The following is a 22,291-nucleotide window of genomic DNA, read 5'->3' as shown; positions in this document are numbered from 1 at the left end:
GTGTATTCGTTAGTACATGGCACATTGAGTACACGATGAGTACATGAATTCATAATTCAGTGAGTACAAAATATTATTATGGCTATCAGCGACACTAAGCTCCGCTCTATACATGGTAAACCATATTCAGGCTCGCCGGAAATAACCGATTCAGACGGGCTGGGGTTAGGATCACGCCGCGCGGAATTATCAACTTTCAGTATCGATATCGGTGGCAGGGCAAGCAGCATCGCATTGGCATTGGTAAGTACCCAGCCGTCTCTCTTCATGATGCGAGAAACAGGGTCGCCGAACTCCGCCTGAGTCTTGATAAAGGTATTGATCCAAAAGCCGCCGCCGCTCACAGCAAGGCCACCACTAAACCGACCGTAGCGGATACCGGGAAAAAGAACATGGTCTCCCACTGGTTCGGTTCCAGCCAGTGGCAGTTGCCGGGTGAGGCGGATTACCTGAAATTAAAGGGGTTGTTCACCCGCATTGCTATCGAGAAGCATCGACGAGCCGAACTGGCGCGTCCTCATCATCAGCGGGTGGCAACATCTCAGTCACTGAATCGTAAGTATTCTGATCTGCTTGCTGAGTTTAAGTCTCTCCGGCGGTATTTTGCCGTGTCTGCGTCAGTGCCATACACCGACGTATGGATGCATAAACCGGTTCAGTTTTATCCCGGAAAGCATCCATGCGAGAAACCCACTGTCATGTTTGAGCAGATCATTAATGCCAGCAGCAGGCCGGGTGATGTGGTTGCTGATTTTTCCATGGGGTCAGGGCCAACATTGAAAGCGGCCGTGAGGCTGGGCCGCTGTGCGATTGGTGTTGAACTGGAGAGGGAAAGGTTTCTGCAGACAGCAGAAGAGATGCGCGAATATATTGAAACGGCAGTGGATATCCCACGGAAATTGAAAGAATAATACATCAGTTGCCGGATGCCATTATTAAAATGTAATGACTGTTAATTTAGCTATTGAGGGCTTTAAAAATAACGAGATTGAGTTCACAGTTATTAAAATTTATTTGGTTTTTACTGAATTATTTTAACGCATTGCTCTGATAAAAATATGTCAGCTTGAAGCAAGTGGCTGTTTATATTGTTACTTTATTTGGTCATTGTTCTCCAGGCGCGGTTTTTGATGGTTTTAACCGCGAGTGTTATAACAACTTAACAGCGCTGCTCATGGTTACTCAGGATAAAACTATTGGAGATAAAATATGGAAATTTTGAATAAAGCGCAGTTCATGTTGATTGCTGGTGCAAGCGGTGCATATGATCCTTCTTGTGCAGGTGCTAGCGCACGTCAAAGTCAACACGGTAAATCCAGTGGAAGCGCTGGCAGTAATGGGAGTCATGATATTTATGCCGGTACCGATGGCTGCGTAACCGCTATAGGGCTTGGGGCTATGAGCGGTTTTTTGGCGGCCCCGGAGCGGCGTTGCCTGGAGTTGTAACTGGTGGAATTAATTCATGTATAGGTAGTTCGAATAACGGCTCTGGTCAAGCCTCTAATGGAGGTAGTGATTGCTCTGGTGGAATAGGCGGCGTATGCAATTAGAAAAAAATAAATATTTCAGTAAAACATTGCAGCTTTTGGTGATAGGTATAGGTCTTCTGCTCAATATATCTTTTCTCCATGGCGTTGGCCTGTTGAATTCCACTTATTTTGAGATATCTAAAGAGTTTTCTGGGTTTGCTATTTATTTTACTAGCATTATTGGTACGTTAGTGATCTGCAAGTACCTGGTTAATCTTATCCTTCGGTTTTTTTCAAAAAACTAATAAAAAGCTCGCTTCGACGGGCTTTTTTCATGTCCAAAAGCCACGACCAGCATCTTATCGCGCACCCTGCGCATGGCTGGCGCGTGGCTTTTTCTTTTCCGGAGTATTCAATGTGACCGAACCTATCACCGGCACCGGCACCGGCACCGGCACCGGCACCGGCGTTGAGACAAATCGATAATCTCATCAGCGTAATACGTAACCTTATCCCTCAGGTCGATGTTCCTTTTTTAACCGTACAAAAGGTGCGCGTAAACGTTCATTAAGTAAACAGCTTTCACCGCACGCCGTGATCCATCGAACAGCCAGTCAGCGTCTTAGCCGCCCCAGTTCATACTTTTTTTCAATTTATTCAAACCTTCACAACGGTTTTGCCGTAAAACGTGCGGCTGTTTCCGTTTCGTTTCATAAATAAATTTTTCTCCCGTGCAGGTAAGGATGAAGTGTTGAAAAGGCGTCTGTTGATTACCGTTACCGCTACTGTTTTTTGGGCTTCGCTGGCACAGGCTGACGACATGCCATTTCCCGTGACGCCACCGGCGATTGATGCGGCGTCCTGGGTGCTGATGGATGCCACCACCGGCCAGGTCCTGACCGCCGGTAATCCGGATGAGCGCCGCAATCCTGCCAGTCTGACCAAGCTGATGACCGGTTACGTCGTCGATCGCGCTATCGATCAAAAGAAAATCAGCCGCGACGATATGGTCACCGTCGGCAAAGATGCCTGGGCAGCCGGTAATCCGGTATTTAAAGGCTCATCGCTGATGTTCCTTAAGCCGGGCGACAAGCTGAGCGTACGTGATTTAAGCCGGGGAGTAATCATCGATTCTGGTAATGACGCCTGCGTGGCGCTGGCAGACTACGTGGCGGGCAGCGAAGACAATTTCGTCAAAATGATGAATCACTATGTCGATAAGCTCGGCCTGCAAAATACGCACTTCGAAACGGTGCATGGGCTGGACGCGCCAGGCCAGTTCTCCAGCGCGCTGGATATGGCGAAACTGTCGCGGGCGATTATCGATGGCGAACCCGACTTCTATGCCATGTACAGTGAGAAAACCCTGACCTGGAACGGCATCACTCAGAACAACCGTAACGGCCTGCTTTGGGATAACAACCTGCATGTGGACGGGCTGAAAACCGGTCACACCGAAACCGCAGGCTTTAATATCATCGCTTCTAACGTGGTGGGCAAACATCGTCTGATTGCCGTGGTGATGGGCGGCAAGAGTCCAAAAGGGCGCGAAGAGCAGGCACGTAAACTGCTGGTCTGGGGTCAGAATACCTTTGATACCGTGCAGCTGTTCCATGCCGGTAAGAAAATTGGCAGCGAGAACGTCTGGTACGGCAATCCGCATCAGGTCGAAGTGGGTACCGCGAATGATGTCTATCTGTCGCTGCCGCGCAGTGAAGTGCAGAACGTCAAAGCGAAATACATTATTAACCGCAGCGATCTGGAAGCGCCGCTGAAAGCCAATGAGGTGATTGGTGAAATTCAGGTAATGGATAAAGATCAGCAGATTGCCCACTATCCGCTGGTGGCCCTGAGCGCAGTTGAGCCTGCTGGCGTCATTACCCGCATTACCGATTATCTCAAGCAGAAGTTCTGATCGGCGTTGCTGGCCGCGTAACCGGGGGCAGCCTTCAGGCTGCCCCCTGACTGCTTAACGCAACTCTTCCTTCATCTTCTTCACCTCACTGGCCTCAACCGGCGCGGCAGCATTGCCCCAGCTGTTGCGAATGTAGGTGAGCACCGCCGCAATATTGTCATCACTCAGGGTACCGGCAAAGGCTGGCATCGCCGGTGCCGTTGGTCGCGCATCGGTATCCACGCCGCGACTGCCCGCCAGCACCACATGCATCAGTGATGTCGCATTCGGCTGATTGATCAATGGATTATCCGCCAGCTGCGGGAAGATATTCTTCTCACCGCGGCCACCCGGGCTGTGGCAGGCCGAGCATTTGGCTTCATAGATCGTCGCCCCAAGCTTCATCCTGTCATCGTTAGCGTCCAGCGGTTTTGGCTTCTCGTCAGCTTTTTTATCGCCATCCTTGAGATAAACCGCCACTGCGTTGAGATCGTCCTCGCGCCAGTGCTGGGTTGAATGACGCACCGCATCGGCCATCGGGCCGGAAGCGATGGCATAGCGGTTCACGCCGGTCCGCAGGTAGGTCACGATATCCTGCTGGGTCCATTTACCGAGTCCGGTATGATCGCTGGCGTCCAGATTGGGCGCATACCAGTCCTCCACCTCGCTGCCGCCGAGGAAGCGGCCATTTTTGTCGCCGCCCAGCAGATTTTTTGGCGTGTGGCAGGTGCCGCAGTGGCCGAGACCCTCAACCAGATAGGCCCCGCGATTCCATTCCGCCGATTTATCCGGATGCGGTTTGAATTCGCCCTTATCAAAGTTAATCCAGTTCCACACCAGCAGGCTGGTACGGATGTTGAAAGGAAAGGGCAGCTGGTTGGTTTCTACCGGATGATTGATCGGTTGCAGCGTCTGCATCCAGGCCCACAGGTCCTGCAGATCCTTTTCCGACATTTTGGTGTAAGCGGTAAACGGCATCGCGCCATATAAACGCTTGCCGTTATGGCCGACACCGGTATTCATGGCGCGGCGAAAATCATCGTAACTCCAGTTGCCAATCCCGGTTTCACGGTCAGGGGTGATATTCGCGCCGAGCAGGGCGCCAAACGGCGTCTGAAGCTTAACGCCACCGGCGAAAGGCTGTTTCTCATCGGTGGTGTGACAGGCGGTACAGTCGCCCAACGTGGCGATATAACTGCCGCGGGCGATCTGATCATATTCCGGTTGCGCCTGACTGCTGAAGCTGCAGGCCAGTAGCCATGCGGCGGCGGAGAGAAGCGGTAAGGTTTTCATGCGCTGATCATCTCCCCCGGACGTTTCAGGTAGTAGCGACGGATATCGTGCGCCGCTTTGAAAGCCAGCGCGCCTACCGTGCCGGTCGGGTTGTAGCCGGGATTCTGCGGGAAGGCGGAAGCGCCCACCACAAACAGATTAGGCACATCCCACACCTGCAGATGTTTATTCACCGAACTGGTGCGTGGATCGGCACCCATGATGAAGCCGCCGACCACGTGCGAGGACTGATAGGGCACGCTGCTCCAGTGGCCGGTCATTGGCTTGACGATCATCTCGCGCGGGTTCATCACCTTCGCAATCTCGGCCACCTTGTTAGTGCAGTACTGCGCCATCTTCAGGTCGTTCTGCGCGAAGTCAAAGGTAATACGCAACAGCGGACGGCCATGCGGATCTTTGTAGTTAGGATCCAGCGACAGATAGTTGGTGCGGGTGGTGTAGCTGCTGGCTTCACAGCCAATCGACATGGTGCTGAGATAGTTATCTTTCAGCGTCTGTTTCCATTTCGAACCCCACTTCGGCGTATTGGGCGGCAACGGACGATACCCAATCGGCGCTGCGCCAATCGGGGTGACGCGGATACTGCCGCCGCCGAAAAAGCCGAGGCCGCTGTGGTCAAAGTTATCGTTATTGAATTCGTCGATTCCCATGCCGACCGCGCCAGCGCCGATAAATGGATTGAAGTTTTTGTTATCGAAAAACAGCGTGACGTTGTTGGCGGTCTGGTAGGCGTAGTTGCGCCCGGTGGTGCCGGTGTTGGTCACCGGATCGTAGGCCTCGCCAATGCCCGACAGCAGCATCAGGCGCACGTTCTCAAAGGTAAAGGCGGCGACAATCACCAGATCGGCCGGCTGTTCCCACTCATCACCCGACGAGTCGATGTAGGTGACACCGGTGGCTTTTTTGCCGGTCGAGTCAGTCAGTACCTGCAACACTTCACTGTTGGTATAGGCGGTGAAGTTAGGCTTGCGCATCAGCGCCGGCAGTACGGTGGTGATGGCGCTGGCTTTAGAGTAGTTGGCACAGCCGTAGTTAGTGCAGAAGCCGCAAAAGGTGCAGGGCCCCATGGTGACGCCATACGGATTGGTATAGGCCTCCGAAACCAGCGAAGAGGGCACCGGGAACGGCTGATAGCCGAGGTTTTTTGCCGCATCGGCAAACAGGGTCGGACCATAAGGCTGACGCAGCGGCGGCGTCGGATAGTCGCCGGAGCGCGCGCCCTCAAACGGATTGCCGCCCGGCCGTTTTTCACCGTTGAGGTTGCCGGCGCGACCTGAGGTGCCAGCCACACGTTCAAACTGCATATAGTGCGGCTCCATCTCCTCCCAGCTGGTGCCCCAGTCCTGCAGCACCAGCTCATCAGGAAGGGCGCTGGCACCGTAACGTTCGGTAAGGTGGCTCTTCAGGCGGAATTCTTCCGGCTGGAAGCGAAAGGTGATGCCGGCCCAGTGGTTGCCAGCGCCGCCGGTGCCGTTGCCGGGGTGAAACGAGCCCCAGGTCCGCATCGGTAACGCGGTCTGCGACGGATTATTACGCATGGTGCAGGTGTTCTGGCGGGTGCGCAGCATCAGCTCTTCGCGCATCACATAACGCAGTTCATCGGTTACGGTGCCGATATTGAAATCGCGAGCGGTATCGCGCCACGGACCCCGTTCAATACCGACCACTTCCAGGCCTTCATCGGCCAGCTCATTGGCAATAATCGATCCGGCCCAGCCGAGTCCAATTACCACTACATCGGTTTTGGGAAGTTTTTTCATGATTAGTCCTTTGCCTTCCATTGCGCAATACTGATCGGCTCGAAGTGCAGATTTTCGTTATGGCGTTCGATGTAATCGCGATAGTCATAGCGCGCACCTGGAAAACCGAGCATCTTCCACGACACCATTTCGCGGTTGCCGCCATACACCGGATCGGCAAAGAAGCCTTCCATGGTGTTATTCAGCACTTCGAGAAAGAAGGACTGCGCATCGAAATCGCTGAAGTGCACCTTACCGGCTTCCATCGCCTGCAGCAGTTCGTCCTGCTGTTGCGGCGTCAGGTCAGTGAAGTTTTTATGCGAGGTCTGCTGAACGTAGCGGTTAAGTGCGGCGATGCCCTGGCGGTAGCGCTGACGCGGCACCAGCGGTGACTGATCGCCCTGCTCGGTAGTGCCTTGCTGAAACGGGCCTTGCATATAGAGGCGCTCAAAACTGCCGTAGGAGCCGTGCAGCTGGCGATCGATAAACACGGCGCAGCCTGCTTCTTTGCCGCCCACGCTAAGATCATCGGCCGGGATCAGCCGGTCAACGATCGCCTCAATGGTCCTGGCTTCAGCATCGGTGAAAAACAGCCAGCCTTGTTGTGGGAAAGTTTCTGGAGGATTATCGGAGAATGGCGTCCAGCCTGGACTGCCTTTCAGCGAAACGGCATCGGCGACCTGGCTGACAGTCGCTGCGACACCCAGCGTCGACCATGTCAGAACCTGCCGCCGCGTGACGCCCGGCAGGGTTTTTGCTCTTTTTCGCATCGTGCTTCCTTCTCAAGTGTTACTAACAAAAGCTAAAGGTGAAAAAATGTTGGCAATTTGTTGTTTGAGTTCGGGGCCGTATGTAAAGGCGATGTGGATAATTGTAAGGGAACGTCAAAACTGTTTTGAAATGTAGATGGCGCACTAAACCTTAGCAACATCAGGGGTTAAAATAGCGCACGAAATGATCCAACAACCGGAAAACCATTTTGCGATCTGATAAGCCCATATCAAAACTCGAGTTTTGGTTCTATCGCCATTACCGCACCGTTCACGGTGTACGCATCGCTATCGCCTTTTTGCTCTGTTTTATTTTCGTCCGGGCGACGGACATTCCTGAGGGCACCTGGCCGCTGATTACGCTGGTGGTGGTGATGGGGCCGATCTCCACCTGGGGGAATGTGTTTCCGCGCGCGCTGCAGCGCATTTGCGGCACGGTGGCGGGATCGATCTCAGGACTGATTGCCCTGAAGCTGGAGCTGATCTCCATGCCGATGATGCTGGCCTGGTGCGGTGTCGCGATGTTTATCAGCGGCTACCTGACGCTCGGTAAACATCCCTATATGGCGCTGCTGATCGGCATCACCCTCAGCGTCGTCGTCGGCGCGCCGACCGGCGATTTCGCCATAGCGCTGTGGCGCGGCGGCGATGTGATCCTGGGTTCGCTGATGGCGCTGCTGTTTACCGCCATCTGGGCGCAGCGCGCCTATATTCACTGGCGTATTCAGCTCTCGGATACGCTGGGGGAGATGGCGAAAATCTACCACGCCGGTTTCTCGCCCAACCTGGTGGAGAAGCCGCGCCTTAACAAGCCGCTGGGCAAATTGCTGACCAGCGTGATCAAAATGCGGGCGCTGCTGGAACCGTCAAGTAAAGAGACGCGCATCCCGAAATCGGTGCTTGAAGCCATTCAGACCATAAACCGTAATATGGTGTACACCATTGAGATGCAAATTGATGCGTGGTGGGCTTCACGTCAGAGCCACCTGATCCTGCTCAACGCCCCGGCGTTACGCCGGACCCAGCAGATGACCGAAAACACCCTGCGTGCGCTGTCGGTGATGGCGATAGAAGGCGAAACCGACGAGGTGCTGGCTAACAGCCATGAGCTGACCGAAATCAGCGGCGAGCTGCGGCGGCTGATTGCCGAAGCGGGCAGTGAAGGACTGGAGGAGACGCCGATTTACGGTTACGTCTGGTTAAGCCTTGAGCTGGCAAAACAGCTGGAACGGATGACCGATTTGATGCGAATGGCGCTGCGCAAATAATCACCTCAGACAATGACTTAATGTGAAACCGGGTTTCTTTGCGCTAAGATAAGGGCCAGTCCGAAATTAGCTGTGAAAATTGCGTATAAGGCTGGCTAGCCGCTAAGCTGATCGTTTTGTCTCTCTGCCTGCGTCAGCAGGCTCAAAGAAAGGTGCCATCATGGAAAATGCCAAGCAATCATTTCAGGACGTCCTGGAGTTCGTGCGTATGTTCCGCCGCAAAAACAAACTGCAGCGTGAAATTGTCGATAACGAGAAGAAAATTCGTGACAACCAGAAGCGCGTCCTGCTGTTAGACAACCTGAGCGAGTACATCAAACCCGGCATGAGCGTCGAGGCGATTCAGGAAATTATCGCCAGCATGCGGGTGGATTATGAAGACCGCGTTGATGAGTACATCATCAAAAACGCCGATCTGTCGAAAGAGCGTCGTGAGCTGTCGAAAAAGATCAAAGCTATGGGCGTCGGCGAACACCCGAAAGCCTGAGGCTGATAACTGAGCGTGACTGCTCCGCTCGGTTAACAAAGACCCGCTCCCCGTCAGGAGGGCGGGTTTTTTTATCGCCGGGATCGGCTCCGCAGCATTTGCCTGGCGGCAGGGCGGGGATTATTTTGCTATCAGCTGGCGGGCAATCGCCTGAAGCTGCTGCGCCAGCGCGGAGAGATCGAGGTGTGAATCGGCGGGTGGCGCGGTGGTTTCTCTGATCACCAGCGCAGTTTCCAGCGCTTCATCACTGACTGATTCGCCCTGCAACCGCGCCAGCAGTCGCTCAACGCTGAGCACGCCCAGCTGCTGTAAATCCTGTCGCACCGTGGTCAGCGGCGGCTGATACCACGCACTCTCGGCGGTATCGTCATAGCCAATCACCGAAATCTGCCGCGGAATCGCCACGCCGTGCTGATGCAGCGCCCGCATCGCGCCCAGCGCCATCTGATCGTTCGCCACCAGCAGCGCCTGCGGTAAGGCATTCGGTAACTGCGCCAGCAACGCCTGATAACCCGACTGGGCACTCCAGTCGCCGCGCAGTGAGCAATGCGGCGTCAATTGATGATCGGCCAGCGCCTGACGCCAGGCGGCTTCACGCTGACGCGCCGACACCGATCGCTCCGGGCCGTTCAGCAAGCCGATATGCCGGTGTCCCAGCGCCACCAGGTGCTCTACCGCCGCCCGCGCGCCGTGATGATTCGGATACTGACACTGCGCCACGGCCGCCTGCGGCTCGACGTCTAAAAACAGCACCGGTTTCGCAGCGCACAGCGCCTGGATCTGCTGTGCCTGCCCGGCCTGCAGCGGCAGGTTGATCAGTAAACCATCCACCCGCTGCGCCAGCAGTTCATTGATGGTCGCCGCAGCGTCATTGCCGCTCTCCATGGCGATCACCAGATGATAGCCTGCCGCCGCCGCGCGCCGCTGAATCGCCGAGGCAATCTGTGCCGGTGCCATCAGCGCCAGATCGCTGGTGGCGAGACCCAGGGTGCGGGTCGCTTTACCCGCCAGCTGTTGTGCTACCCGGTTCGGCACATAATTGAGCTGCTGCATCGCCGCTTCGACCCGTTGCCGGGTGCGGACCGAGACCTGTTCAGAACGATTAAGCACCCGTGAAACGGTTTGGTAAGAGACGCCAGCCAGTTGAGCGACATCATCAAGGGTCACAGAGCGGGAAGTCATTGATCTCTCCAGTAGATGAAGCGGCGATTGTAGCAAATTTTCCGGCTGCAGCGCTGCTGCTGCGCGCTACACTGCTCAGCAATAAGGAGAAAAATATGCAGCTGACTGACCATGATATTGATGACATCAACCTGATCGCCGCCTGGCTGGCGCTTGATCAGCTGACAGATCCGCAGCACCCCGACGCCGATCTGCTGATTCTGGCCGGCCATGCGGTGCTGCCAAATATTGAGGGCGCGGTGGCGCTGGCGAAAACCTCCGGTCTGCCGCTGCTGATCAGCGGTGGCGTCGGCCACGCTACGCCGCTGTTAGCCCAGGCGATGGCGGCAGATCCGCGCTTTCACCAGCTTGATACGCAGGGAAAGAGCGAGGCGCAGATGCTGGCGGCTATCGCGCATCGGCTGGCCGAGCTGCCGCCTCAGCAGCTGCTGCTGGAAGGAGAATCGCGCAACTGCGGCGAAAATGCGGCGTTCAGTCAGCGGTTACTGGATAGCCGTGGCATACGGCCGCAGCGGGTCATTCTGATTCAGGACCCGTTACTGCAGCGGCGCACTGACGCCACCTTCCGCTGGCAGTGGCGCGATCGGCCGGCGGCTCCCCGCTTTATCAGCTGGCCGGTTTTCATTCCGCAACTGAGGCTGAAGGCGGGCCAGCCACTTATCACCGGCGCCGCGCCGCAGGGTTTGTGGACGCTGGAGCGCTTTATTTCGCTGCTGATGGGAGAGGTGCAGCGGCTGCGAAACGATGAGCAGGGCTACGGGCCGCGCGGTAAAGGATTCTTCGCGGAAGTCATACTGCCTGATCAGATTGATGCGGCGTGGCAGCGCCTGATGCGCCTTTCCGGCGTGCAGCAGCGGATTCAGGGGCGCTGAAAAGTGGCGGGCCGCGCGGATGCGGCCCGCTGACGCTTAACGGCTCTGCAGATAGACCTGCAGATTGACATATACCGCATTCAGCAAGGGCGTGCTCAGGCCGGAGTGACTGGCACGCAGCAGCAGATCGCCGATGATCTGGTCGGCTTCAATATCAAATCCCTGGCATAAATCGCGGTACATAGAGGAGGTCATCGGTGTGGCTGGATTGTTCAGCAGCTCGAAAATTTTAGCGGTTACCGCCGGGCGCGGTTGGTAACCCGCCGCGCTGATGACCGTCAGGATCTCGCTAAAAATCCCCTGTAACAGCGCTTCACCGCCACGGGATCGCAGCACCTGCTGGGTGTCGCCGCGAGCCAGACAACACACCGCGCCGAGCGTGCTGAGCAGCAGCCATTTCTCCCACAGTTCATCCATGATGTTGTCGCTGAAGCGGGTATCAACCTGACTGTCGCGCAGCGCGGCATCGACCCGCTGCAGGCGCGCATCGTTATTACCGTCGAGCGCGCCATAATAGAGCTGATGCAGTGGCGTCATCTGGATCACTTCGCCGTTGTCGCCCAGCGTGGCGTTGATTTTACACAGGCCACCGATTACCGCGTCGCGGCCAAAGCGCTGTTGCAGCGTCTCAATGTGCCGCATGCCGTTAAGGATCGGCATAATCAGCGTCTGTGGGCCGACGGCGGGCGCAATATCTTCCATCACCTGCTCAAGGGCAAAGCTTTTTACCGTCAGGATAATCAGGTCATAGTGGCCGTGCAGGGAAGCCGCCTGCACCAGCTGCGGCTGCAGCGTTTCGGTGCCATTGGGGGTCTGCAACACCAGTCCCTGCTGCTGCAACTGGCGGTAACGCCGTTCGCGCACCAGAAAGGTCACGTCCTGGCCGGCCTGGGCCAGCCGTGCGCCAAAATATCCACCGGTCGCGCCGGCACCTGCTATCAGAATGCGCATAGAATTTCCCTTTAAGTGAAAACCGTTACCTTAAAACGTCATCGCCGGGCTTGTCAGCCGATCCGTGCGGTAAGGTGTCCTGACTGATAGCCGTCAGCACGCTGGTGAGTAAGCCAGGAAAGCGATGTTCAAGATCTTCACGGCGTAGCGAAATCAGATTTTCCCGCCCCAGCGGCCGCTGCCAGATCACACCACTGTCACGCAGGACTCGCCAGTGGTGGGTCATGGTCGATTTCGCCACCTCACCACGCAACAGGCCGCAAGGCTGTTCACCTTCACGCGCCAGCGCATCAACAATAGCCAGCCGCAGCGGATTGCCCAGCGCAAATAACACATTTTCTAATCGTAACTGTTCAGTATCAGGGTGATTACTCAGCATAACGTTCCTGTCAGGGGAATGAGCCGGTTAATTATAGCTCAATCTGTTCGTATAGAGTCGTACCATTGGTCTAAGCTTGCTGACACGGGTGCCGAAAAACTGTGCACCCATTTCCGTCAAACTGACTAAGGATACATCATGCCCCGATCCCTTCCGATCGAACGTTACCGCAACATCGGCATCTCCGCGCACATCGATGCCGGTAAAACCACCACTACCGAGCGCATTCTGTTTTATACCGGAATGAGTCACAAGCTGGGGGAAGTGCACGATGGCGCTGCAACAACCGACTGGATGGCGCAGGAGCAGGAGCGCGGCATAACCATCACCTCTGCCGCGGTCAGCTGCTTCTGGCCGGGCATGGATAAGCGCTTTGAGCCGCACCGCATCAATATTATCGACACCCCAGGCCACGTTGATTTCACCATTGAGGTCGAGCGCTCAATGCGGGTGCTGGATGGCGCGGTAATGGTGTATGACGCGGTGGGCGGCGTACAGCCGCAGTCGGAGACGGTGTGGCGGCAGGCGAATAAATATCATGTGCCGCGGCTGGCGTTCGTCAACAAAATGGATCGTCAGGGCGCTGATTTTTTCCGCGTCGTCACCATGATGCAGTCACGGCTGAAAGCCAATCCGGTGCCGATTGTCATTCCAATCGGCCGCGAAGAGCATTTCGTCGGGGTGATCGATCTGATCCGCATGCAGGCTATCTACTGGGATGAAGAGAGCCAGGGGATGACCTTCAGCTATGGTGAAATTCCGTCTGATCAGCTGGCCGAAGCGCAGAGCTGGCGCGAAAAAATGGTCGCGGCGGCGGCAGAAGCCAACGAAACCCTGACCGAAGCCTGGCTGGAGCAGGGCGATCTCAGCGAACAGCAGGTGATTGCCGGTTTACGCCAGCGTACGCTGGTCAACCAGATCCAGCCGATGCTGTGTGGCAGCGCGTTTAAAAATAAAGGGGTACAGCGGATGCTGGATGCGGTGATCGAACTGATGCCGTCACCGGCCGATGTGCCGGCGATCAGCGGCGTGGATGAGGCCGGAAACCACGCCGAACGGCACGCTGATGATGACGAACCGTTCTCGGCGCTGGCGTTTAAGCTGATGAGCGATCCTTTTGTCGGGCAGCTGACTTTTGTGCGGGTCTACTCGGGGGTGTTACGCAAGGGCGACAGCGTCTTTAACGCGGTCAAAGGCAAAAAGGAGCGCATTGGTCGTATCGTCCAGATGCACGCCAACGCCCGCCATGAAATCGACGAAATCCGCGCCGGGGATATTGCCGCCTGTGTCGGGCTGAAAGAGGCGACGACCGGCGAAACACTGTGCGATCCGCACGCCATTATTACTCTGGAGCGGATGGAGTTTCCTGAACCGGTGATTTCGCTGTCGATCGAACCGAAGACCAAAGCGGACCAGGAGAAGATGGGGCTGGCGTTACAGCGGCTGGCGGCAGAAGATCCGTCGTTCCGGCTGCACACCGACGAGGAGTCGGGCCAGTCAATTATCTCCGGCATGGGCGAACTGCATCTGGAGATTATCGTCGATCGCCTGAAACGTGAATTTGGCGTAGAGGCCAATATCGGGCGGCCGCAGGTCACCTACCGTGAGACGCTGCGCAAGGCGGTGCAGGATGTTGAAGGCAAGTTTGTGCGCCAGTCGGGCGGCAAAGGGCAGTACGGCCATGTGGTGCTGAGCCTGCAACCAGGTGAGGCGGGCAGCGGGTTTGTCTTTGAAGATGCCACCAAAGGCGGGGTGGTGCCGCGCGAATATATCCCGTCAGTGGAGAAAGGCGTCCGCGAAGCGCTGAACAGCGGCGTGCTGGCGGGCTATCCGATTGTCGATATCAAAGCGACCCTGACGTTTGGCTCTTATCATGAGGTCGATTCCTCGGAGATGGCGTTTCGCATGGCAGCGATTCTCGGTTTCCGTGCCGCGGCAAAGCTGGCCGATCCGGCGATTCTGGAGCCGGTAATGAAGGTGGAAGTGGAGACGCCGGAAGAGTATGCCGGCGGCATCATGGGCGATCTGTCGTCACGTCGCGGCGCGGTGCAGGGCATGGATGAACATTTTGGCGGCCGGATTATTCGTGCCGAAGTGCCGCTGTCAGAGATGTTCGGCTACTCCACCAGCCTGCGTTCGCTGACTCAGGGGCGCGCCACCTACAGCATGGAGTTCAGCCACTACGCGCAGGCACCGCGTAACGTGGCCGATGAGATCATTGCTGCCCGTAAATAGGGCGATGCGGCAGGGAAGCCGCTTTTCCTTCAGCTTAAAGCCGGGTTACCCCATGCGCTGCTGCCTGCTGTTCAAAGCGGATTATCGTCTGATAATCCTGGCGCCGCAGCGGGCTGAATCCACTAATCAGGCTGGCCGCACAGACTTCACGCCACGCCGGACTCGTCACCAGTTCCCCCAGCACCGACTGCAGCGTCTGGCGCTGCTGCGCGCAGGTTGAGGCCGAGGTTATGAGTGGCAGCCCCGGCGCAGGCGGTGTTTCGCCGATAATATGCAATCCCTGTAGTTCCTCTGGCGCGTACCGGGCGATCAGGGCCCAGCTGACACAATCAATGGCGGCAATATCCGCCTGATGCTGACGCACCGCCGCCAGTGACTGACGGTGCCCGCCGCTCAGCACCAGTCGTGAAAACACCACGCCCGACAGGGCCGCCACCAGGCGCAGCGCATTATAGCCGGAGTGTGAATCGAGGCTGTTGGCCACCGCCCGCCGCGCGTGAAAATCGCTCAGCGTCGCGTCCTTATCCCGCGCCACCAGCCAGCTACGATAATCGGGTCCGCTGCAGCCTGGCGCGCTGTAGTGAAACGCACCGACCAGCTGCACCGCAGGCAGTCGCGTCACCAGCGGATAGCCGCAGGTCTGGCTTAGCAGCAGCCGATCATCCTGCCAGTGGGCAAGCAGATCGACGGGCCAGACTGGCTGCGCCGCCGTGCCGTGCTGCGCCAGTAACGTTACTATCGCCTGGCTGAGCGCCTCAGTGGCGGGGCGAGCAATGTCGTACATCGGTAATGCCAGCAGGTCAGTCATGGCGAGCCTCTTCAGAACGCCCAGGATGGGCATTGACCCCGACCGGCCGTGCCCAGAACTGACGCAGCCAGACCCGGTAGCCCGCGACGCGAAAACCGTGGTTGCGCTGGTAATAGTGCTCGCGGTCGCGCAGATAGAGGCGACGCAGGCCGTACCAGGGCACGCCGGGCAGATCGTGATGCACTGAATGGTAGTTCAGATTCAGAAACAGGATCCGCCAGGGCAGCGCCGCCTCATTATTGACCGAACGCGCCAGCGGATCGTCAGCCGCGCGATGTTCATAAAAGGAGCGCACTTTGGTCAGCGCCAGCGCCGGATAGCTGACCGCCAGCAGATACCACAGCGGGGAGAAGCCGCACTGCGCCATGGCGTAAAACAGCAGCGCCAGCAGGCTCCAGTGCAGCAGCCACATGCCGATAGCGGCCCGCTCACCGTGACGAAACGCCTGCCACATCGCCCGGAAAGTGCCGCAGATATCCAGCAGCGGAGCCAGCAGCAGGCGGCCAAAAAAGGTATTCCGCAGGTGGATCAGCTGCTGCTGCCACGGCGACAGCTGCGCCCAGCGTGCGGCGGACAGGTAGTAACTTTCCGGATCGTCATCCGGTTCGGTCAGGGTGTGGTTGCGGTGATGGGCCAGATGAGAATCACGGTAGAGGCCAAACGGAAACCACACCGCCAGCGGCAGGGTGCCAAACAGCTGATTAACCCGCGGCCAGCGTGTTGGATGGCCGTGGATCAGCTCATGCTGCAGCGACATATACCAGGCGGTAAAGCCCGTCAGCAGCAGGGTAGCGGGCAGCCGTCCGAGGATCTGCCAGCCGAGCAGCGTGCCGAACCAGCCGCCATAGACCGCGACGATCAGCAGCCAGGTGGGCAGTTCAGTGCGCCATAACCAGCTGCGTGAGAGCTGTTGCAGCAGGGCGCGCTGCTGCGGATGAAGGTAACCGGCACGGCTTTTTTGCATGGTCGACCTGGCAGAAAAGGAACAGAGAGCCACAGTGAAATAAACGCTGCGCAAAGACAAAGACGTTATTTTTCTTAGCTATGTCGAAAATCCTGAATATGGCGCTGAAAGATATTGACTATCAGTGGCGACGACGACGGCGTAACCTTTGCCTATCGAAAACCGCCTTAGCATGAGCGGGCCACCTTTGCCCGCCAGGAGAAGTAACAGATGAAAAAGATTGGCTTTTTATCCTTCGGTCACTGGACGCCCTCTTCACAGTCAGCCACCCGTTCTGCACAGGATGTGTTACTGCAGTCGATTGACCTGGCGGTTGCAGCCGAAGAGCTGGGCGCAGACGGCGCTTACTTCCGCGTGCACCATTTTGCCCGCCAGCTGAGTTCGCCGTTCCCGCTGCTGGCGGCGGTCGGTGCCCGTACCAAAAATATCGAAATTGGCACCGGCGTCATCGACATGCGCTATGAAAATCCGCTCTACATGGTGGAAGATGCCGGTTCCGCCGATTTGATTTCCAACGGTCGTTTGCAGCTCGGCCTGAGCCGTGGCTCGCCTGAGCAGGTGGTGGATGGCTGGCGTTATTTTGGCTTTGAGCCAAAAGCGGGCGAGACCGACGCCGATATGGGTCGTCGTCACACCGAAGAGTTTCTGGAAGTGCTGCGCGGTGAAGGCTTTGCCAAACCGAATCCACAGCCGATGTTCCCGAATCCGCCGGGCCTGCTGCGCCTCGAACCGCTGTCTGAAGGGCTGCGTGACCGCATCTGGTGGGGCTCCGGCTCTAACGCCACCGCAGAGTGGGCAGCAAAAATGGGCATGAACCTGCAAAGTTCGACCCTGAAAGATGATGAAACCGGCGAACCGTTCCATATTCAGCAGGCGAAGCAGATCCGCGCCTACCGTGAAGCGTGGAAAGCCGCCGGCCATCAGCGTGAGCCACGGGTTTCGGTCAGCCGCAGCATTTTTGCGCTGGTCAATGACATGGACCGCGCCTACTTCGGCCGCAGCGGTAGCGACCAGGATTCGGTGGGTTTCCTCGACGAAAAAACCCGCGCCATCTTTGGTCGCAGCTACGCCGCCGAACCGGAGCAGTTAATTAAGCAACTGGCGCAGGACGAAGCGATTGCTGAAGCGGATACGCTGCTGCTGACCGTGCCAAACCAGCTTGGCGTGGCGTATAACGCACATGTGATTGAGGCGATACTGAAGTATGTCGCGCCGGAACTCGGCTGGCGTTAACCGTTCCCGACACAGCGCCTTAGTGATAAGGCGCTGAATTCAGTCTTCAGCATACTTCCCACCACCATCGTATACCTCTTCACTCTCCGCTGACGTCAGCGGGAGCGCCCAGGCGCATCCGGTGCAGATTTTCGGCTGCTCCTGCCTGTATGGCATAATTTTCTTCAGCCGTCCGTTGACGTCACCGGTCATGCCCGCTTGCCTCCAGCGAGGCGACGCACCTTGTTGACGCCTGGCATCTACATACTCTCGTCTCGTGACCTAAAATGCCATTGGTCACCACTCTGCCTGTTAACGATTCCTTTGCTGATCCGCCTCCGCTGACATAGACCTGTCGCCGCTCAATGATGACCTGCAATGAGCAGCATGCAAGTCACGCAGGCAGTCATCGGTCGCCGTTTGTGACCATTGACAATATTGGTCACTTGATAAGAGAATGGCGCGAACTCCCGTTCACTGATTAAGGTCACCTATGTTCAGGTTTACCCCTGCCACTTTTGCTGTTTGCCTATTGCCGCTGGCACTGGCTGCCTGTCATGACACCGCTAACGATGACGATCCGCGCAACCAGCCGCCACAGGTCAGGGTGGCGAAGGTGATCAGCGCGACTGACGCCACACGCGCCTTCAGCGGGGTAGTGGTGGCCCGGGTCCAGAGCGATCCCGGGTTCCGGGTAGCGGGCAAAATTGTTGAACGTCTGGTGGATAGCGGTCAAAGCGTCAAACGCGGGCAGCCGCTGATGCGGCTCGATCCGGTCGATCTGCGGTTGCAGGTCCAGGCCCGGCAGCAGGCCGTTGCGGCGGCGCAGTCTCGCGTCAGGCAGACCGCGGCCGACCAGGCGCGTTACCGCAGCCTGCTGGCCAGCGGAGCGGTTTCCGCCTCGGCTTACGATCAAATCCGCGCGGCAGCAGAAACGGCAAAGGCCGAACTGCGGGCGGCTGAAGCGCAGGCGGACGTGGCGCGTAACGCCAGCGGCTATGCGCTACTGCTGGCAGATGCCGATGGCGTGGTGATGGCTACCCTTGCCGAACCGGGTCAGGTGGTCAGCGCGGGTGAACCGGTGATCCGGTTGGCGCGGGCCGGTCAGCGTGAGGCACAGGTCCAGCTACCTGAAACGCTGCGTCCGCCACTGGGCAGTAAGGCGATGGCGACGCTGTATGGCAGCAGCAGCGCAGCGGTGCCGGCCCGGTTGCGGCTGCTGGCGGATGCGGCCGACCCGCTGACCCGCACCTTTGAAGCCCGCTATGTGCTGGAGGGGGCGCTGGCCGCCGCGCCGCTCGGTGCGACGGTGAATCTGACGATCCCGAATCAATCGGCCCGTCCGCTGCTGCAGGTGCCGCTGGCCGCGCTGTACGACGGCGGCAAAGGCCCCGGCGTCTGGCAGATTGCCGGGCCGCCCGCCACCGTCGCCTGGCGGCCGGTAGAGGTGGTCAGCCTCAGCGATGAGTCGGCCACCGTCAGCGGTGAACTGAAGGCAGGAGAGCCGATTGTGGCGCTGGGCGCGCATCTGCTCCATGAGGGCGAACGCGTGCGCCTCAGCCAGGCTGACGCAGCCGGGAGCCAGCCATGAGCCAGGGACGGTTTAACCTGTCGGCGCTGGCGGTACGCGAGCGTGCCATCACGCTGTTTCTGATCATCCTGATTACCGTCGCCGGGGTGCTGTCGTTTTTTGAACTGGGTCGGGCAGAGGACCCGCCGTTTACCGTCAAACAGATGACGATTATCTCTGCCTGGCCGGGCGCAACCGCGCAGGAAATGCAGGATCAGGTGGCGGAACCGCTGGAGAAACGGCTGCAGGAGCTGAAATGGTATGACCGCAGCGAAACCTATACCCGCCCCGGCATGGCCTATACCCTGCTGTCGCTGCAGGACAAAACGCCACCGTCGCAGGTGCAGGAACAGTTCTACCAGGCGCGTAAAAAACTCGGCGATGAGAGCAGAAACCTGCCTGCCGGGGTGATCGGACCGATGATCAATGACGAGTTCTCCGATGTGACGTTTGCGCTGCTGGCCCTGAAGGCCAGAGGCGAGCCGCAGCGTTTGCTGGTGCGTGATGCCGAAGCGCTGCGTCAGCGCCTGCTGCATCTGCCCGGGGTGAAAAAGGTCAATATTATTGGCGAACAGGCCGAGCGCATTTACGTCTCGTTCTCCCACGATCGACTGGCGACGCTTGGCATCTCACCGCAGGACATTTTCGCCGCCCTGAATGACCAGAACGCCCTGACGCCAGCCGGCTCCATTGAGACCGCCGGGCCACAGGTGTTTATCCGGCTGGAGGGGGCTTTCGATAAGCTGGAAAAGATCCGAGACACACCGATAGTGGTGCAGGGCAGAAGCCTGAAGCTGGCCGATGTGGCGTCGGTCACGCGCGGTTATGACGATCCCGCCACCTTTCTGGTGCGCAACCAGGGCGAACCGGCCCTGTTGCTTGGTATCGTGATGCGTGACGGCTGGAACGGGCTGGATCTCGGCAAGGCGCTGGCGGCGGAAACCGTTAAAATTAACCAGGCGATGCCGCTCGGCATGTCGCTGACCCAGGTGACTGATCAGTCGGTGAATATCCGCTCCGCAGTCGATGAGTTTATGGTGAAGTTTTTCGTGGCGCTGCTGGTGGTGATGGTGGTCTGTTTCGTCAGCATGGGCTGGCGCGTCGGGGTGGTGGTAGCCGCTGCCGTGCCGTTAACCCTGGCGGTGGTGTTTGTGGTGATGGAGGCCTCGGGGAAAAACTTTGACCGGATCACGCTGGGCTCGCTGATACTGGCGCTTGGTCTGCTGGTGGATGATGCGATTATCGCCATCGAAATGATGGTGGTCAAAATGGAAGAGGGCTACGACCGGATTAAAGCCTCAGCCTACGCCTGGAGCCACACCGCAGCGCCGATGCTGGCCGGTACGCTGGTCACTGCGGTGGGCTTTATGCCCAACGGATTCGCCCAGTCGACCGCCGGTGAGTACACCAGCAACATGTTCTGGATTGTCGGCATTGCGCTGATCGCCTCGTGGGTGGTGGCCGTGGTTTTCACGCCTTATCTCGGCGTGAAGCTGCTGCCCACCATCAAAACCGTTGAGGGCGGTCATGCGGCGATCTACAACACCCGGCACTACACTCGCTTTCGCCACCTGCTGCAGCGGGTGATTGCCGCGAAATGGGCGGTGGCGGGCACGGTAATTGCGGTGTTTGTGGTGGCGGTGCTCGGCATGGGACTGGTGAAAAAGCAGTTTTTCCCGACCTCCGATCGCCCGGAAGTGCTGGTCGAAGTCCAGCTGCCCTACGGCAGTTCGATTGAGCAGACCGCGGCGGCAACCGCAAAAATTGAAACCTGGCTGGAAAAGCAGCAGGAGGCGAAAATCGTCACCGCCTATATCGGTCAGGGGCCGCCGCGTTTTTATCTGGCGATGGCACCGGAATTGCCCGATCCCTCGTTTGCCAAGCTGGTGGTGCTGACCGACAGCCAGCAGGCGCGTGACGCGCTGAAGTTACGGCTGCGGGCGGCCGCGGCCAGCGGTCTCGCTCCCGAGGCGCGGGTGCGGGTAACCCAGCTGGTGTTTGGCCCTTATTCACCTTATCCGGTGGCCTGGCGGGTGATGGGGCCCGATCCTGCGCGGCTGCGGGCGATCGCAGACCAGGTGGAAGCGGTGCTACAGGCCAGTCCGATGATGAGAACGGTTAATACCGACTGGGGTCCGCAGGTGCCGACCCTGCACTTCACCCTGAATCAGGATCGGCTGCAGGCGGTGGGGCTGACTTCCAGCGCCGTGGCCCGCCAGCTGCAGTTTCTGCTGTCAGGCGTGCCGATCACTGCGGTGCGGGAAGATATCCGCTCGGTGCAGGTAGTCGGACGCGCGGCGGGCACCGTCCGGCTCGATCCGGCGCGGATCGGCGATTTTACCCTGGTGGGCGCGGCGGGCCAGCGTATTCCGCTGTCGCAGATTGGCGAGGTCGGGGTGCAAATGGAAGATCCGCTGCTGCGCCGACGCGACCGCACGCCGGTGATCACCGTACGCGGTGATATTGCTGAACATCTGCAGCCGCCGGACGTCTCGACTGCCCTCGGTAAAAGCCTGCAGCCGATCATCGCATCGCTGCCTGATGGCTATCGGATTGAACTGGCAGGATCGATAGAGGAGTCGGGTAAAGCGACGCAGGCGATGGCGCCGCTGTTCCCAATCATGATCGCCATCACGCTGCTGATTATTATTTTGCAGGTACGATCCCTGGCGGCAATGGTAATGGTATTTTTAACCGCTCCGCTTGGACTGGTCGGCGTGGTGCCGACGCTGCTGCTGTTTAATCAGCCGTTCGGTATCAATGCGCTGGTCGGGCTGATTGCGCTGTCGGGCATTTTGATGCGTAACACCCTGATCCTGATTGGTCAGATTCACCATAATGAACAGCAGGGGCTGGCACCGTTTGATGCGGTGGTTGAAGCGACCGTGCAGCGCGCCCGGCCGGTGCTGCTCACCGCGATGGCGGCCATTCTGGCGTTTATCCCGCTGACGCATTCGGTGTTCTGGGGCACGCTGGCCTACACCCTGATTGGCGGTACGCTGGGCGGTACCATTATCACTCTGGTCTTCCTGCCAGCGATGTATGCCATCTGGTTCCGCATCCGTCCAGCGGCGGAGTAACCGGCGGGCAGTGAAAACTGCCCCTCTGACGATCCTGCGCTACGCCGTGCCTGTTTGCAGGCGCGGTTCTTTTCATCGTTAAAACCTTTTCAGCTAAGCATATTCAAAGGAGCAGGCT

17 protein-coding genes and 1 pseudogene are annotated in these 22,291 nt (G+C 58.0%); 10 read left to right on the top strand and 8 right to left on the bottom strand.

Translation table 11 applies throughout. The features are described 5' to 3' along the window. Nucleotides 1–78 precede the first annotated feature (78 nt). The 3 genes and pseudogenes from AC6I8D_RS13020 to dacD all read left to right on the top strand — a co-directional run bounded on the left by AC6I8D_RS13020 (nucleotide 79) and on the right by dacD (nucleotide 3,384). A pseudogene (locus AC6I8D_RS13020) lies at nucleotides 79–911 on the top strand (integrase arm-type DNA-binding domain-containing protein). 298 nt (nucleotides 912–1,209) lie between these two features. Then, nucleotides 1,210–1,446 (top strand): hypothetical protein, encoded by a 237-nt coding sequence (locus AC6I8D_RS13015; RefSeq protein WP_497820313.1) that lies wholly within the window; start codon nucleotides 1,210–1,212, stop codon nucleotides 1,444–1,446. Nucleotides 1,447–2,220: 774 nt separating this feature from the next. Continuing rightward, entirely contained in the window at nucleotides 2,221–3,384 is a 1,164-nt protein-coding gene (gene dacD / locus AC6I8D_RS13010) for a serine-type D-Ala-D-Ala carboxypeptidase DacD (RefSeq protein ID WP_497820312.1), read from the top strand. Nucleotides 3,385–3,438: 54 nt separating this feature from the next. On the opposite strand, the gene AC6I8D_RS13005 is transcribed toward dacD, so the two are convergent. The 3 genes from AC6I8D_RS13005 to AC6I8D_RS12995 are packed head-to-tail and all read right to left on the bottom strand — an operon-like array spanning nucleotide 3,439 to nucleotide 7,165. Further along, nucleotides 3,439–4,656 carry a cytochrome c gene (locus tag AC6I8D_RS13005; protein WP_312056068.1) on the bottom strand — a complete coding sequence of 406 codons (1,218 nt, stop codon included), beginning with the start codon at nucleotides 4,654–4,656 and terminating at the stop codon, nucleotides 3,439–3,441. Continuing rightward, complete coding sequence (locus tag AC6I8D_RS13000) at nucleotides 4,653–6,419, bottom strand: GMC family oxidoreductase (protein WP_312760318.1); 1,767 nt, start codon at nucleotides 6,417–6,419, stop codon at nucleotides 4,653–4,655. The genes AC6I8D_RS13005 and AC6I8D_RS13000 overlap by 4 nt, the downstream gene beginning before the upstream one ends. Then, nucleotides 6,419–7,165 (bottom strand): gluconate 2-dehydrogenase subunit 3 family protein, encoded by a 747-nt coding sequence (locus AC6I8D_RS12995; RefSeq protein ID WP_312056069.1) that lies wholly within the window; start codon nucleotides 7,163–7,165, stop codon nucleotides 6,419–6,421. The genes AC6I8D_RS13000 and AC6I8D_RS12995 overlap by 1 nt, the downstream gene beginning before the upstream one ends. A 209-nt stretch (nucleotides 7,166–7,374) precedes the next feature. On the opposite strand from AC6I8D_RS12995, the gene AC6I8D_RS12990 reads away from it, so the two are divergent. Together AC6I8D_RS12990 and tmaR are read left to right on the top strand one after the other, a co-directional pair. Further along, nucleotides 7,375–8,433 carry an FUSC family protein gene (locus tag AC6I8D_RS12990; RefSeq protein ID WP_312056070.1) on the top strand — a complete coding sequence of 353 codons (1,059 nt, stop codon included), beginning with the start codon at nucleotides 7,375–7,377 and terminating at the stop codon, nucleotides 8,431–8,433. 160 nt (nucleotides 8,434–8,593) lie between these two features. Continuing rightward, complete coding sequence (gene tmaR, locus AC6I8D_RS12985; protein ID WP_004571340.1) at nucleotides 8,594–8,920, top strand: PTS system regulator TmaR; 327 nt, start codon at nucleotides 8,594–8,596, stop codon at nucleotides 8,918–8,920. A 120-nt stretch (nucleotides 8,921–9,040) separates the two neighbouring features. On the opposite strand, the gene AC6I8D_RS12980 is transcribed toward tmaR, so the two are convergent. Then, nucleotides 9,041–10,102, bottom strand: coding sequence for a LacI family DNA-binding transcriptional regulator (locus AC6I8D_RS12980; RefSeq protein WP_497820311.1), 1,062 nt, complete (start codon nucleotides 10,100–10,102; stop codon nucleotides 9,041–9,043). On the opposite strand from AC6I8D_RS12980, the gene AC6I8D_RS12975 reads away from it, so the two are divergent. Continuing rightward, the gene (locus AC6I8D_RS12975; RefSeq protein WP_497820310.1) at nucleotides 10,102–10,974 is read left to right on the top strand and encodes a YdcF family protein; all 873 of its coding nucleotides are present in this window, start codon (nucleotides 10,102–10,104) and stop codon (nucleotides 10,972–10,974) included. The two genes, AC6I8D_RS12980 and AC6I8D_RS12975, sit on opposite strands and share 1 nt — an antisense overlap. Nucleotides 10,975–11,010: 36 nt before the next feature. Here the strand turns inward: AC6I8D_RS12975 and AC6I8D_RS12970 are convergent, their stop codons facing one another. Then, nucleotides 11,011–11,925 (bottom strand): ketopantoate reductase family protein, encoded by a 915-nt coding sequence (locus AC6I8D_RS12970; protein ID WP_312760211.1) that lies wholly within the window; start codon nucleotides 11,923–11,925, stop codon nucleotides 11,011–11,013. 25 nt (nucleotides 11,926–11,950) lie between these two features. Continuing rightward, on the bottom strand, nucleotides 11,951–12,304 hold the full coding sequence (locus tag AC6I8D_RS12965) for an ArsR/SmtB family transcription factor (RefSeq protein WP_497820309.1): 354 nt from the start codon (nucleotides 12,302–12,304) through the stop codon (nucleotides 11,951–11,953). 138 nt (nucleotides 12,305–12,442) lie between these two features. On the opposite strand from AC6I8D_RS12965, the gene fusA reads away from it, so the two are divergent. Then, entirely contained in the window at nucleotides 12,443–14,539 is a 2,097-nt protein-coding gene (gene fusA / locus AC6I8D_RS12960; protein ID WP_497820308.1) for an elongation factor G, read from the top strand. A gap of 34 nt (nucleotides 14,540–14,573) precedes the next feature. Here fusA and AC6I8D_RS12955 read toward each other — a convergent pair whose 3' ends face one another. Beyond that, nucleotides 14,574–15,347 (bottom strand): phosphate/phosphite/phosphonate ABC transporter substrate-binding protein, encoded by a 774-nt coding sequence (locus tag AC6I8D_RS12955; RefSeq protein ID WP_497820307.1) that lies wholly within the window; start codon nucleotides 15,345–15,347, stop codon nucleotides 14,574–14,576. After that, nucleotides 15,340–16,311, bottom strand: a complete 972-nt coding sequence (locus AC6I8D_RS12950) for a fatty acid desaturase (protein WP_312056077.1) — start codon at nucleotides 16,309–16,311, stop codon at nucleotides 15,340–15,342. Before AC6I8D_RS12950 ends, AC6I8D_RS12955 begins: the two co-directional genes overlap by 8 nt. Nucleotides 16,312–16,521: 210 nt before the next feature. Between AC6I8D_RS12950 and AC6I8D_RS12945 the strand changes: the two genes are divergently transcribed. From AC6I8D_RS12945 to AC6I8D_RS12935, 3 genes are all read left to right on the top strand, one after another. Beyond that, entirely contained in the window at nucleotides 16,522–17,544 is a 1,023-nt protein-coding gene (locus AC6I8D_RS12945; protein WP_031375219.1) for an LLM class flavin-dependent oxidoreductase, read from the top strand. Between the two features lie 472 nt (nucleotides 17,545–18,016). Next, entirely contained in the window at nucleotides 18,017–19,114 is a 1,098-nt protein-coding gene (locus tag AC6I8D_RS12940) for an efflux RND transporter periplasmic adaptor subunit (protein ID WP_497820306.1), read from the top strand. Further along, nucleotides 19,111–22,173 carry an efflux RND transporter permease subunit gene (locus tag AC6I8D_RS12935; protein WP_497820305.1) on the top strand — a complete coding sequence of 1,021 codons (3,063 nt, stop codon included), beginning with the start codon at nucleotides 19,111–19,113 and terminating at the stop codon, nucleotides 22,171–22,173. The genes AC6I8D_RS12940 and AC6I8D_RS12935 overlap by 4 nt, the downstream gene beginning before the upstream one ends. Nucleotides 22,174–22,291: the final 118 nt, after the last annotated feature.

It is taken from the genome of Pantoea sp. X-Soil-MYKO-1785, from assembly GCF_059730675.1.
The sequence above is the reverse complement of the archived record's forward strand: the minus strand, read 5'-3'. Positions and strand labels throughout refer to the sequence as shown.